Annotated in this window: 8 protein-coding genes; 3 read left to right on the top strand and 5 right to left on the bottom strand. The window is 70.1% G+C overall.

The features are described from left to right. Positions 1–438 precede the first annotated feature (438 nt). Positions 439–1,059 (bottom strand): TetR/AcrR family transcriptional regulator, encoded by a 621-nt coding sequence (locus OTB20_RS38745; protein WP_267824619.1) that lies wholly within the window; start codon positions 1,057–1,059, stop codon positions 439–441. A gap of 152 nt (positions 1,060–1,211) precedes the next feature. Between OTB20_RS38745 and OTB20_RS38740 the strand changes: the two genes are divergently transcribed. Then, positions 1,212–2,144: an ABC transporter permease gene (locus tag OTB20_RS38740; protein WP_420716585.1), complete on the top strand. Its 933-nt coding sequence runs from the start codon at positions 1,212–1,214 to the stop codon at positions 2,142–2,144. Continuing rightward, entirely contained in the window at positions 2,137–2,913 is a 777-nt protein-coding gene (locus OTB20_RS38735; RefSeq protein WP_267824618.1) for an ABC transporter ATP-binding protein, read from the top strand. The genes OTB20_RS38740 and OTB20_RS38735 overlap by 8 nt, the downstream gene beginning before the upstream one ends. A gap of 242 nt (positions 2,914–3,155) precedes the next feature. On the opposite strand, the gene OTB20_RS38730 is transcribed toward OTB20_RS38735, so the two are convergent. The 3 genes from OTB20_RS38730 to OTB20_RS38720 form a co-directional block, all read right to left on the bottom strand. Then, a complete protein-coding gene (locus OTB20_RS38730) occupies positions 3,156–8,123 on the bottom strand; it encodes an NAD-glutamate dehydrogenase (protein ID WP_267824617.1) in 4,968 nt (1,655 codons plus the stop codon). A gap of 398 nt (positions 8,124–8,521) precedes the next feature. After that, positions 8,522–9,181 carry an HAD family hydrolase gene (locus tag OTB20_RS38725; protein ID WP_267824620.1) on the bottom strand — a complete coding sequence of 220 codons (660 nt, stop codon included), beginning with the start codon at positions 9,179–9,181 and terminating at the stop codon, positions 8,522–8,524. A 101-nt stretch (positions 9,182–9,282) separates the two neighbouring features. Next, a complete protein-coding gene (locus OTB20_RS38720) occupies positions 9,283–9,783 on the bottom strand; it encodes a DUF6912 family protein (protein WP_267824616.1) in 501 nt (166 codons plus the stop codon). Between the two features lie 346 nt (positions 9,784–10,129). On the opposite strand from OTB20_RS38720, the gene OTB20_RS38715 reads away from it, so the two are divergent. Beyond that, on the top strand, positions 10,130–10,618 hold the full coding sequence (locus OTB20_RS38715; protein WP_267824615.1) for an Rv3235 family protein: 489 nt from the start codon (positions 10,130–10,132) through the stop codon (positions 10,616–10,618). Between the two features lie 95 nt (positions 10,619–10,713). Here the strand turns inward: OTB20_RS38715 and secA are convergent, their stop codons facing one another. Further along, positions 10,714–13,488 carry a preprotein translocase subunit SecA gene (gene secA, locus OTB20_RS38710; RefSeq protein ID WP_267824614.1) on the bottom strand — a complete coding sequence of 925 codons (2,775 nt, stop codon included), beginning with the start codon at positions 13,486–13,488 and terminating at the stop codon, positions 10,714–10,716. Positions 13,489–13,507: the final 19 nt, after the last annotated feature.

Here is a 13,507-nt window from a genome sequence, read left to right as displayed (position 1 = left end):
CCCTCGGCCACCCCAGAACCCACCCTGGCCCACCTCACCACGGGCCGCTGGCAGTAACCCCACGCCCCAGCCCACCCCCAACCCGGCGTACACCCAGCCCGTCCGGCCAACATCCAGATTCGTCGGCAAATCCAGCCTCGCCAGGGGGCCCCTCCCAGCGGTAGCTGGGGGAGTTTGAGGCGCGGGGTCCGGGACGGAGCCCCAGGTCCTTCCAACCCGTCCGGCGTTTGAGGACCGGGGTCCGGGACGGAGCCCCAGGTCCTTCCAGCCCGTCCGGCGTTTGAGGACCGGGTCAGGGCAGAGCCCTGGGAACGGTGGAAGGGCGGGTTGGGGACTTCGCCCCGCGCAGCGGCACACCGCAGCCGGGCCCGCCGAGCGGCTCCCAAGGCCCCGACAGCCGTCTCAGACGACCGCACCCCACCCCGGCGGAGCCGTCGGTCAGGCCGGCCCAGCCGTAAGGCCGGCCACGACCGACCGCGCAAGCCCATCCAGGTACCCCCCAGAAACGGCATCCCGCACCACAACCTGCCGCCAGTACAACGGCCCGATCGCCAGATCGAGCGCCTTCCCCGCGTCCACCCCCACAGGCAGCTCCCCCCGGGAGACCGCCGCGGTGATGATCCCGGAGGCCATCCGCCGCTGCCCCTCCAGCAGAGCCCCCCGCACCGCGTCCGCGATCTCCGGATTCCGCGCCGCCTCCACCAGCAGGTCAGGGATCACCGCCGAGGCCACCGGATGCCGCAGCACATGTGACATCACCTCCAGCAGCGCCCGTACGTCCCCGTACAGCGACCCCGTCGCCGGCACTGGCAGGCCGTCCACGGCGAACGCTCCCACCAGGTCGAGCACCAGGTGCAGCTTCGACTTCCACCGGCGGTACACGGCCGTCTTCCCCACGCCCGCCCGCCGGGCGACGCCCTCGATCGACATCCGCGCGAACCCGACGGCGGCCAGTTCCTCGAGCACGGCCGCCCGGATCGCCTCGGTCACGTCTTCCCGGAGCACGGCCGCCCCGGCGGGGGCTCTACGGGGGGCAGGAGCGGTGGACTCAGTCGTCATGAGCAGAGCATAACCCGCGACGACGATACGGTTGCGTTCCGACGTCGGACGACCTAACCTCACCGTAGCGACGATACGGACCCGTCCCGTCCTTAGCCACCGCTGGGAGGTACCCCAGTGAGCGACGCCCGCCCCCGTCGAAAGCGACCCTCGTGACAGCGACCACCGCGCCACCGACCCCCGACCCGGGCAGGGTCAGGGCCGACACCAAGGCCCCGGACCTCATCGCCGAACTGGCGGCGGCCCACGATCTGACGCTCAGCGGCGCCCGCCCCACCCTCCCCCGCTACATCGCGCAGCTCTGGGGCCGGCGCCACTTTGTGAGCGCGCTCGCCACCGCCCGGATGCAGGCCCAGTACAGCCAGGCCAGCCTCGGCCAGGTCTGGCACCTGGTGACCCCGCTGCTCAACGCGGCCGTCTACTACTTCATCTTCGGCATCGTCATGCACGCCAGCCACGGCGTGCCCGACTACCTGCCGTTCCTGATCACCGGCGTCTTCGTCTGGGACTTCATCGGAAGTTGCGTCAACGCCTCGACCCGGGCGGTGCAGAGCAACCTCGGGCTGGTGCGTGCCCTGCACTTCCCGCGCGCCTCGCTGCCCCTGTCCACCGTCGTCCAGCTCTTCCAGCAGCTGCTCATCACCATGGGCGCACTGATCATCCTGCTGTTCGCCTTCGGCCAGACCCCTTCCCTGAACTGGCTGCTCGCCCTGCCGACCCTGTTCCTCATGGCCTCCTTCTGCGCCGGCTGCGCCATGATCATGGCGCGGGTCGGGGCGAAGAGCCCGGACGTCAGCCAGCTGATGCCGTTCGTCCTGCGGACGTGGATGTACGCCTCGGGCGTCATGTGGTCCATCGACCAGATGCTCAAGACGGACAACCTGCCGCACTGGGTCTCGACGGCCCTCAAGGTCAACCCCGCGGCCGTCTTCATCGACCTGATGCGCTTCGCGCTCATCGACTCGTACAAGGCGAGCCAGCTCCCGCACCACGTCTGGCTGATCGCGCTCGGCTGGGCCCTGCTCTTCGGCGTGGGCGGATTCGTTTTCTTCTGGAAGGCAGAGGAGGAGTACGGCCGTGGCTGACACCGACACCCGGGTTCCGACCGTCATCGCCGACGAGGTCCACGTGATCTACAAGGTGCACGGCTCCGGCGGCCGCAAGGGCGGCGCCACCGCCGCCCTGAGCCGGATCTTCTCCCGCAAGCCCGCCCCCGGGATCCGCGAGGTGCACGCCGTCAAGGGCGTGAGCTTCACCGCGTACAAGGGCGAGGCCATCGGCCTGATCGGCACCAACGGCTCCGGCAAGTCCACCCTGCTGTCCGCCATCGCCGGCCTCCAGCCGGTCGCGCGCGGCCGGATCTTCTCGCACGGCCAGCCGTCCCTGCTCGGCGTGAACGCCGCCCTGATGAACGATCTGACCGGCGAACGCAACGTGGTCCTCGGCGGCCTGGCCATGGGCATGTCCAAGCAGCAGATCCGCGAGCGCTACCAGGACATCGTCGACTTCTCCGGGATCAACGAGAAGGGCGACTTCATCTCCCTGCCCATGCGCACCTACTCCTCCGGCATGGGTGCCCGGCTGCGCTTCTCCATCGCCGCCGCCAAGGACCACGACGTCCTGATGATCGACGAGGCCCTGGCCACCGGCGACGCCGCCTTCCAACGACGCAGCCAGGCCCGCATCGAGGAGCTCCGCGAACAGGCCGGCACCGTCTTCCTGGTCAGCCACGGCATCGGCACGGTCCGCGCCACCTGCGACCGCGCGATCTGGCTCGAATCAGGCGTCCTACGCATGGACGGCCCCTCCGAAGAGGTCTGCGACGCCTACGAAAACTTCACCAACAGCCGCTAGCCCAGCCCGGCATTCCAGCCCCGCCGGCGCCATTGCAGCCCCGCCGTCCACCATCAGCCTCGCCCGGGGGCCCCTCCCAGCGGTAGCTGGGGGAGATTGAGGCGCGGGGGTCCGGGGGCAGAGCCCCCCGCAACGGCGCCGCACCGGCCCACGGCCCCCCGCCGGGCCAGGAACGGGAACGGGCCGGCCCCGGAACACAAGGTCCCGGGCCCGGCCCGTTCTTCACCGCCGGCCCGGCAGGGCTAGACGTGCGACCTCAAGAGCGAGCGCATCGTCCGCATCGCCACCGACAGGTTCGCCAGGTCGAAGTCGTCCGACCCCTGGATCTCGTCCAGAGTCGTCCGCGCGCGCCCGATGATCGCCGCGTTCTTGTCCTCCCACGCCTTGAAGCGCTCCTCGGGAGTCGACGTCCCGTTCCCGACCGCCAGCACGTCGGCGGTCAGTGCGGCATGCGCCGAGAACAGGTCCTCGCGGATGGACGCGCGGGCCATCGACTGCCAGCGGTCGGCCCGCGGCAGCTCGATGATCCGGTCCATCAGCTGGGTGATGTTCAGGCGGTCGGCGAGGTCGTAGTACACCTCGGCGACGGCCAGCGGCTCGACACCCGTACGGTCCGAGATCGCGACGATGTCCAGCGTCGGGAAGGCGGACGAGAACCCGGCCACCTTGGCCGCCAGCTCCTCCGGCACGCCCTCGCCGATCAGCTCGGCCATGATCGCCTCGTACCACTCCAGATCCGCGCCGCGCACGAGCTTGGGCACGTCCGACCAGACCCCCTCCACCCGTGCGGCGAAGAGCTCGATGGTCTCGGTGATCTGGAGCGGCTGCGGCCGGTTGTTCAGCAGCCAGCGCGTACCCCGCTCGACCAGGCGTCGCGAGTGCAGCCGGATCCGGGTCTGGACGTCGGCGGCGACCTTGTTGTCGAGGGCCTCGACCGCGTCCCACACCTCGGCCAGGCCGAAGATCTCGCGGGCCGAGAGCTGCGCCCGGATGATCTCCTCCAGGGAGGCTCCGGTCTCCTCGCGCAGGCGGTGCAGGAAGGTCGAGCCGCCACTGTTGACGGTGTCGTTGACCAGCACCGTGGTGATGATCTCGCGGCGCAGGGCGTGCCCGTCGACCTGCTCCGGAAACTTCGCGAGCAGCGCGGCCGGGAAGTAGGCGTGCAGCAGGCGGGCCAGGTACGGGTCGTCCGGGAGGTCGGTGTGGATGAGCTCGCCCGCCACCGTGATCTTGGTGTAGGCGAACAGGACGGCCAGTTCCGGCTGGGTCAGGCCCTTGCCGTTGTTCAGCAGTTCGCGGATCTGCCGGTCGTTGGGCAGGAACTCCAGGGCGCGGTCCAGCAGGCCGTCACGGCCCAGGCGGCGCATGAACCGCTGCTGGGCGTGGAGCAGGCTGGGGGCCTGGGCGGCGCCGTTGGCCAGTGCCAGGTTCTGGGCGTAGTTGTTGCGCAGCACCATCCGGCCGACCTCGTCGGTCATCGCGGCGAGGAACTTGTTGCGCTGCTTGACGGTCAGGTCCCCTTCGGCGACCACCGAGTTCAGCAGGATCTTGATGTTCACCTCGTGGTCGGAGGTGTCCACGCCCGCGCTGTTGTCGATGGCGTCGGTGTTGATCTTGCCGCCTTCGCCGCCGGCGCCGCTGCGTGCGAACTCGATGCGGCCGAGCTGGGTCAGGCCCAGGTTGCCGCCCTCGCCGATGACCTTGGCGCAGACGTCGGAGCCGTTGACGCGGATGGCGTCGTTGGCCTTGTCGCCGACGTCGGCGTGCGTCTCGGCCGTCGCCTTGACGTACGTACCGATGCCGCCGTTCCACAGCAGGTCGACGGGGGCCTTGAGGATGGCCTGCATCAGGTCGGCGGGGGTCATCTTGGAGACGCCCGCCTCGATCCCGAGGGCCGCGCGGACCTGCGCGTTGACCGGGATGGCCTTGGCACTGCGCGGGTGGATCCCGCCGCCCTGCGACAGGAGCGAGGTGTCGTAGTCCGCCCACGAGGAGCGCGGCAGCTCGAACAGGCGCCGGCGCTCGGCGTAGGAGGTCGCCGCGTCCGGGGTCGGGTCGATGAAGATGTGCCGGTGGTCGAAGGCCGCGACCAGGCGGATGTGCTCGGAGAGCAGCATGCCGTTGCCGAAGACGTCGCCGGACATGTCGCCGACGCCGACGACCGTGAAGTCCTGCGTCTGGGTGTCGTGCCCGAGCTCGCGGAAGTGCCGCTTGACGGACTCCCAGGCGCCGCGGGCGGTGATGCCCATGCCCTTGTGGTCGTAGCCGGCCGAGCCGCCGGAGGCGAAGGCGTCGCCCAGCCAGAACCCGTAGGACTCGGCGACCCCGTTGGCGATGTCGGAGAAGGTCGCGGTGCCCTTGTCGGCGGCGACGACGAGGTAGGTGTCGTCCTCGTCGTGGCGGACGACGGCCTTGGGCCGGACGATCTCGCCGCCGACCATGTTGTCGGTGATGTCGAGCAGCGCCGAGATGAAGATCTTGTACGAGGCGATGCCCTCGGCGAGCCAGGCGTCGCGGTCCACCGACGGGTCGGGGAGGTTCTTGGCGACGAAGCCGCCCTTGGCGCCCACGGGCACGATGACGGTGTTCTTGACCATCTGCGCCTTGACCAGGCCGAGGATCTCCGTACGGAAGTCCTCACGGCGGTCGGACCAGCGCAGGCCGCCGCGGGCGACCTTGCCGAAGCGCAGGTGAACGCCCTCGACGCGCGGGGAGTACACCCAGATCTCGAAGGCCGGACGCGGCGCCGGCAGTTCGGGGATCGCCTGCGGGTCGAACTTCATCGACACGTAGGAGTGCTGCTCGCCCGTGCTGGTGAGCTGGAAGAAGTTCGTACGCAGCGTCGCCTTGATGAGGGTGAGGAAGGAGCGCAGGATCCGGTCCTCGTCCAGCGAGGCGACCTGGTCCAGGGCCCCGTCCAGCTCCTCCAGCATCGCGTCGACGAGCTCGGTGCCCGCGGACTGGCGGCCGGGCGACATCCGGGCCTCGAAGAGGGAGACCAGCAGCCGGGTGGTGTGGACGTTGTTGCGGAGGGTGTCCTCCATGTAGTCCTGGCTGAAGGTGGCACCGGCCTGGCGCAGGTACTTGGCGTACGCGCGCAGGACCACGGCTTGGCGCCAGGTCAGTCCGGCGCCCAGCACCAGGGTGTTGAAGTTGTCGTTCTCGGCGTCGCCCTGCCAGACCGCCGAGAAGGCGTCCTGGAACCGCTCGCGGGCGTCGTCCCCGAGGTAGGAGTCCCCGTTGCCCGTCGAGAGGGGCATCCGCAGGCCGAAGTCGTAGATCCACGCGTTGGTGCGGTCGGTGCAGCGCAGCTCGTACGGCCGCTCGTCGGTGACCTCGACGCCCAGGCGCTGCAGGACCGGCAGGACCGCGGAGAGCGAGACCTGCTCGCCCGTCCGGTAGATCTTGAACCGGCGCTCGCCGGGGCCCGCGCCGACCGGCTCGTACAGCGACAGCGCGAACTCGCGGTCGCTCGCGGACAGCCGCTCCAGGTGGCACAGGTCGGCGACGGCCGCACGCGGCGAGTGGTCGGCCTTGTAGCCCTCCGGGAAGGAGGTCCCGTACTTGCGCAGCAGTTCGGCGGCGCGCTCCTCGCCCAGTTCCGCGACGAGCGCCTCGCCGAAGCCGTCGGCCCAGGACCGGGCGGCCTCGACCAGACGGCCCTCGATCCGCTCCACGTCGGCGTCGGTCAGCACGGGCAGCTCGGTGCCCTGCGGGACGCGGACGACGAAGTGGATGCGGGAGAGGATCGACTCGGTGTTCCAGGCGGTGAAGTCGACGCTGATGCCGTCGAGCTCCTCCTGCAGGATCGCGATCAGCCGCAGCCGCACGCCGGTGGTGTAGCGGTCGCGCGGCAGGTAGACCAGCGCGGAGTAGTAGCGCCCGTACTCGTCCTGGCGCAGGTACAGCCGCAGCCGGCGGCGTTCCTGGAGGTACAGGACGGAGGTGGCGATGGCCTGGAGCTGGTCGACCGGGGTCTGGAACAGCTCGTCGCGCGGGTACGTCTCCAGGATCTGGAGCAGGTCGCGGCCGTCGTGGCTGGACGGGGCGAAACCGGCGCCTTCGAGGACCTCGGCGACCTTGCGGCGGATGACCGGGACCCGGCGCACCGACTCGGTGTACGCGGCGGAGGAGAACAGGCCGAGGAAGCGGCGCTCTCCGACCACGTTGCCCTCGGCGTCGAACTTCTTCACGCCCACGTAGTCGAGGTACGAGGGGCGGTGCACGGTGGAGCGGCTGTTGGCCTTGGTCAGGACCAGCAGGCGGTGCTCGCGGGCCTTGGCGCGGGCGTCGGCCGGCAGCCGGTTGAAGGACGGGGAGACGGGGTGCGCCTCGTCCTGGCCGTGGTGCAGCGGGTCGGAGCGCAGGATGCCGAGTCCGGTGCCGGGCACGGCGGTCAGGGCGTCGCCGTCCACGAGGTTGTACTCGCGGTAGCCGAGGAAGGTGAAGTGGTCGTCGGCGAGCCAGCGCAGCAGCTCACGGGCCTCTTCGAGCTCGTAGTCGCGCAGGTCCGGGGCGGTCGGCTCGTCGGGCAGCTCCTGCGCGATGCGCAGTGCCGCGTCGCGCATCTTCTCCCAGTCCTCGACGGACTCGCGTACGTCGGACAGGACGCGCAGCAGATCACCGGTGATCTGCTTGAGGTCGGCCCGGTCGGTCTCGCGGTCCATCTCGACGTGGATCCAGGACTCGACGAGGGAGTCGTGGGGGCGCGCGGTCCGGGGACCGTGGGCGTCGCAGTCGGGGCCGAGGATCTCGATCAGCTTGCCAGTGACGTCGCGGCGCACGACGACCTGTGGGTGGATCACGACGTGGATGCCGCGCCCCTGGCGGGACAGCTCGTTCGTCACGGAGTCCACGAGGAACGGCATGTCGTCGGTGACCACCTCGACGACGGAGTGGCTGGAGGTCCAGCCGTTCTCCTCCACCGTGGGGGTGTGCACGCGCACGTTCGCGGTGCCCTGCGGGCGGTTCTCCGCGAGCCGGTAGTGCGAGAGTGCGGCCCCGAACACGTCGACCGGATCCCGGTCGAGGAGGTCCTCCGGGGCGGTGTGCAGGTAGTAGCGCTGGAGGTAGGCGAGAGTCGTGTCCCGGTCGGGGTGCTCCCCCTGTTCGGACCCAGTCGGAAGTAGCCCCCCGGCCGGGCTGTTCTCAGCTACCCGTGCCGCCCGCGCGAGCAGCTCGGCCTTTGCTTCGTCCAGCTTGGTCTGCATGTCCTCTGGCTCCTGTCGCGCGCCATTGCGTGACGTAGGTGAAGGAAGGAATGGCATAGCACCGCGAGGCGGGGTGTCGGTTTCCGTTCGGGATCGACGCTATGCCGTCGAGAGAGCCCACCGGGAGGAAATCGGCCATGATCGGCAGGATGTCCCGGGGGCGGGGATCAGCGACGGCCCGGGCACAGTCGTGCGCCGGGCGCCGGGCGGAGGCTTCAGTGCCTCCGAGAACTATCGCGCTGATCACGGGTACCAGGCTATCTCCCCTCACCCCCGGCTCGTCATGAGCTGTATGTGTACAAAAGAGGGGGTGGAACTTTGACACTCTGGATAGCGACTGGCCCGGCCAGGCGTGCCAGACGCGTGCGCGCGGTCGCTCTCCACTCACGGGACCGTCGTCATCCGGCCAGCTCGCGAGCAGTGCGTACGGCCTCCGCCAGGCTGTCCACGACGGGGACACCGGCTGATTCCAGACTGGCTCGGCTGTGCGAACCACCCGTGTAGAGGACGGCCCGCGCCCCGACGTGGGCGGCGGCGAGCGCGTCGTCCACGGCGTCTCCGATGAGAACCGTACGGCCGGCCGTCACCCCCGTCCCGTCCAGGGCCGCCATGTGACGTACGAGGTGTCCCGCCTTGGTGGTGTGGGAGGGCCCGGTACGCCCGTCGACCCGCAGGAAGTGCCCGTGGATCCCGTGGGCGCGGACGAGCGGGACGAGCTGCTCGTGGGGCGCGAGGGACAGCAGTGACTGCGTGAGCCCCTCCGCCTGCCAGTCCCGCAGGAGCTGCAGGGCGCCTTCGGCGAGGGCGGCGGCCTCGGCGGCCACCCAGTAGTGGCGGTGGAAGGCCTCGTCCATGACCAACCACTCGGCGTCCGTGGGGAGCCGGCCCATGAGCCGCTCGTAGAACCTGGGCACCGGTACGACGTACAGCTCGCGGTACCGCTCCAGGGTGATCGGCGCGAGGCCGAGCTCGGCGAAAGAGGCGTTGGTCGCCACTATGACGGCGTCGATGTCGTGGAGCAGCGTGCCGTTCCAGTCCCAGACGATGTGCGGGGCCACCCGCGTCGGGCTCTGGCGTGCCGGGTTCTCGGATGCCGAGGTCTCGGGTGCCGAGTTCTCGGATGCCGGGTTCTCGGGTGCCGGGCTCTCGGATGCCGGGCTCATTTCAGCAGTCCCGCGATCTCCTGGACCCCGAACCAGAGCAGCTCGTGGTCCTCGGCCGCCTCGACGGTGGACCGTGCGTCCTCGTCGCCCCCGTCCGCGGCCGGGACGGCCGCCACGGCGGCGCTCACGTCCTCCAGGGCCTCTTCCGCGTCCACGTGCACCGCGGCCGCCACCGTGAGCCGTACGGCCCCGGAGAGAGCCACCTGGCCGATCGCGGCCTCGTCGGCCCCGGGGGTGGCGGTGGCGGCCTCGTCGTCCACGTCGACGGCCACGACGACCCGCTTGCGGGGCGCCGTCCCGTCCTCGGAGATCATCCGCAGCGAGGCGGCGGCGGCCCGGGTCAGGGCGGCGTACTCCAGCTCCTCGAGGTCGTCCGAGACGTACCACTCGCGCAGCCCGGGCGTGACGGCGTACGCCCGCAGCGGAGCCGGGCCCAGCTCACCGGCCCGGTGCGCCTCGGCGAGCCCGGGCAGGGTCAGGGGTACGTACGCGCGCATGGCCGGCTGCTTTCGGTAGTCGGAAACGTCCCCAGGATACGACCGGCGGGCCACCCCGTACGCGCCGCCCTCGCCCGCTCCGGCCCGGCGTCGCGGACTCCGTCCGTGACCGGTCGCGTCCCCCTTCGGGGTGCCGCGGCGCGGCCGGGCGGCGTCCACCTCGCGCCCGGCCCGGCCGCGGCGGGGGCCCAAGGGCGCCCGGCGACCGACCCGGATAGGTGAAGGCGGACCGGGCGCCGGGCGGCCTGCCCGCGCCGTTGCGGAGCGTGTTCGAGGGCCCGTAGAAGTCCCCTACCAAGTTACCGCCCGGTACCGATCCGGGCCCTACCCCTCGGGGACCGCCGCCATGACCACCAGGACACCTCGAACCACCGTGAGCGCCACCGCGAACACCACCGGGAGCACCGGCCCCGGCTCCACGAGGCCCGCGCGCACCGGCCCCGGGAGCACCCGGCCCCCGGGCCGCCAGGACCGGCGCCGGCCTTCCGCCGCCGTCCACCGCGGCCCCCACCACTGGTTCGCCGAACGGCTGCTCGCCGTCCTCAGCGGACGCCGCCCGGTCCACTCCCTGATCGGCCACACCATCGGCCCGGCCTACGACCAGCTGATCACCCTCGCGCCCGCCGACCCCCCGCGCGAGCGCCCGTACGACGTCCGCCGGCTCAGCCCCGTCATCCACGGGTGCGGCCGCTTCGTCCCGGGGCCGGGGGTCATCGAGGCCTTCGCCCGCATCGCCACGGGCGACCGCCTGACGGCGCTGGCCTTCCGCCTGGAACAGGGCCCCGACCTGCGCTGGCGCTGCGCCGCCGTGGAACTGCACGGCCCCCGCCCGTGACCCCGGCCCCGGCCCCGCCCGCGAACGCCGTCGGGGCCGGACCCCACGCACAGCGTGGTGTCCGGCCCCGACGGGAATCCCGCGAGCGGCGGGTACTACTTCTTGCGGCGACGGCCGCCCGTGGCCTTCGCCGCCTTACGGCGCTCCGCGCGCGTCATCCCGGCGTCGTCACCGGAATCCGCGTCGAAGTCGCCCTCGATGACGCCGCCCTCGCCGTCCACCGTCGGCGCGGAGAAGTGCAGCCGGTCGGGACGCTGCGGGGCGTCCAGACCCTTCGCCCTGATCTCCGGCTTCGTCAGCGACGGACCGGAGTCCGACACCAGGACTTCCTCGACCTGCTGCTCGACCTGGACCTCCAGGTTGAACAGGTAGCCGACGGACTCCTCCTTGATGCCTTCCTGCATGGCGTTGAACATGTCGAAGCCCTCGCGCTGGTACTCGACCAGCGGGTCCTTCTGGGCCATCGCCCGCAGGCCGATGCCCTCCTGCAGGTAGTCCATCTCGTACAGGTGCTCACGCCACTTGCGGTCCAGCACCGACAGCACCACGCGCCGCTCCAGCTCGCGCATGATGTCGGAGCCGAGCGTGGTCTCGCGCGCCTCGTACTGCTCGTGGATGTCGTCCTTGACGGACTCCGCGATGAACTCGGCGGTGATGCCCGCGCGGTCGCCCGCGGCGTCCTCGAGCTCCTCCACCGTGACCTTGATGGGGTAGAGCTGCCGGAAGGCGGTCCACAGCCGGTCCAGGTCCCACTCCTCCGCGAACCCCTCGACCGTCTCGGCCGTGATGTACGCGTCGATCGTGTCGTCCATCATGTGACGGATCTGGTCCTGGAGGTCCTCGCCCTCGAGGACCCGGCGGCGTTCCGCGTAGATGACCGTGCGCTGGTTGTTGAGGACCTCGTCGTACTTCAGGACGTTCTTGCGCGTCTCGAAGTTCTGGGTCTCGACCTGCGACTGGGCCGACGCGATGGCGCGGGTGACCATCTTGTTCTCGATCGGCACGTCATCCGGCACGTTCGCCATCGACATGACGCGCTCGACCATCTGCGCCTTGAACAGCCGCATCAGGTCGTCGCCGAGCGACAGGTAGAAGCGGGACTCGCCCGGGTCGCCCTGTCGGCCGGAGCGGCCGCGCAGCTGGTTGTCGATACGGCGCGACTCGTGGCGCTCGGTACCCAGCACGTACAGCCCGCCGAGGTCCTTGACCTCTTCGAACTCGGCCTTGACGGCCGCCTCGGCCCTGACGAGCGCCTCGGGAAGGGCGTGCGCCCACTCCTCGATGTGCTCCTCCGGGTCCAGACCGCGCTGGCGCAGCTCGGCCTCGGCGAGGTCGTCCGGGTTGCCGCCGAGCTTGATGTCGGTACCGCGGCCGGCCATGTTCGTGGCGACCGTGACGGCGCCGCGGCGGCCGGCCTGGGCGACGATCGAGGCCTCGCGCTCGTGCTGCTTCGCGTTCAGCACCTCGTGCGGGATGCCCCGCTTGGAGAGCTGCTGCGAGAGGTACTCGGACTTCTCGACCGACGTCGTACCGACGAGGATCGGCTGGCCCTTTTCGTGCTTCTCCGCGATGTCGTCGACGACGGCGGCGAACTTCGCGACCTCGGTGCGGTAGATCAGGTCCGCCTGGTCCTTGCGGACCATGTCGCGGTTGGTCGGGATCGGGACGACACCGAGCTTGTAGATCTGGTGGAACTCCGCGGCCTCGGTCATGGCCGTACCGGTCATGCCCGACAGCTTCGAGTACAGGCGGAAGAAGTTCTGCAGGGTGATCGTGGCGAGGGTCTGGTTCTCGTCCTTGATGTCCACCCCTTCCTTCGCCTCGATCGCCTGGTGCATGCCCTCGTTGTAGCGGCGGCCGGCGAGGATACGGCCGGTGTGCTCGTCGACGATCATGACTTCGCCGTCGATGACGACGTAGTCCTTGTCGATTTTGAACAGTTCCTTCGCCTTGATGGCGTTGTTCAAATAGCCGACGAGCGGGGTGTTCACCGACTCGTAGAGGTTCTCGATGCCGAGCCAGTCCTCGACCTTCGCGACACCGGTCTCGTGGATGCCGACGGTGCGCTTCTTCTCGTCGACCTCGTAGTCGCCGGTCTCCTCGATGCCCTTGAGGGGCTGGCCGGGCTCGCCCTTGGTCAGGCGCGTGACCAGCTTCGCGAAGTCCGCGTACCACTTGGTGGCCTGGTCGGCCGGACCCGAGATGATCAGCGGGGTACGGGCCTCGTCGACGAGGATCGAGTCGACCTCGTCGACCACGGCGAAGTTGTGGCCGCGCTGGACGAGCTCCTCCTGCGACCACGCCATGTTGTCGCGCAGGTAGTCGAAGCCGAACTCGTTGTTCGTGCCGTAGGTGATGTCGCTCGCGTACTGCTCACGGCGCTGCGCCGGCGACATGTTCGCCAGGATGCAGCCGATGGACAGGCCCAGGAACTTGTGGACCCGGCCCATCATCTCGGAGTCGCGCTCGGCGAGGTAGTCGTTCACCGTGATCAGGTGGACGCCCTTGCCGGACAGCGCGTTCAGGTACGCGGGGAGCGTACCGACGAGGGTCTTGCCCTCACCGGTCTTCATCTCGGCGACGTAGCCGAGGTGCAGGGCGGCACCGCCCATGATCTGGACGTCGTAGTGACGCTGGCCGAGAGCGCGCTTGGCGGCCTCGCGGACGGTCGCGAAGGCCTCGGGAAGCAGGTCGTCCAGGGTCTCGCCGTCCTGGAAACGCTGCTTGTACTCGTCCGTGAGCGCACGCAAGTCGGCGTCGGAGAGGTTGACGAAGTCCTCTTCGATGGAGTTGACCTGGTCCGCGATGCGGTGCAGTTTTTTGAGGATCTTGCCTTCGCCTGCACGCATGAGCTTGTTGAAGACGGACACCGAGGTTTGTCTCCTTGCC

It is taken from the genome of Streptomyces sp. H27-H1 (assembly GCF_026627445.1).
Taxonomy (GTDB): Bacteria; Actinomycetota; Actinomycetes; order Streptomycetales; family Streptomycetaceae; genus Streptomyces.
Note: the sequence above shows the minus strand (reverse complement) of the source record. Positions and strands in the feature narration are given on the sequence as shown.